This window comes from Enterobacter sp. ENT03, assembly GCF_019218745.1.
Lineage (GTDB): Bacteria > Pseudomonadota > Gammaproteobacteria > Enterobacterales > Enterobacteriaceae > Enterobacter_D.
Genome location: NZ_JAHUXA010000056.1, coordinates 1 through 290, shown reverse-complemented (window position 1 = coordinate 290; position 290 = coordinate 1). Strand labels below are relative to the sequence as shown.

At 50.7% G+C, this 290-nt stretch carries 1 rRNA gene; it reads right to left on the bottom strand.

Going from position 1 to position 290, the window contains the following annotated elements:
* Nucleotides 1–228: ribosomal RNA gene (locus KW828_RS21725) — 16S ribosomal RNA — on the bottom strand; the annotation flags it as partial.
* Nucleotides 229–290: the final 62 nt, after the last annotated feature.

Sequence of the window (290 nt, the reverse complement as noted above, 5' to 3'; positions counted from 1 at the left end):
CATCTGATGGCAAGAGGCCCGAAGGTCCCCCTCTTTGGTCTTGCGACGTTATGCGGTATTAGCTACCGTTTCCAGTAGTTATCCCCCTCCATCAGGCAGTTTCCCAGACATTACTCACCCGTCCGCCGCTCGTCACCCGAGAGCAAGCTCTCTGTGCTACCGCTCGACTTGCATGTGTTAGGCCTGCCGCCAGCGTTCAATCTGAGCCATGATCAAACTCTTCAATTTAAGTTTGATGCTCGTGAATTAAACTTCGTAATGAATTACGTATGTTCACTCCAGAGACTTGG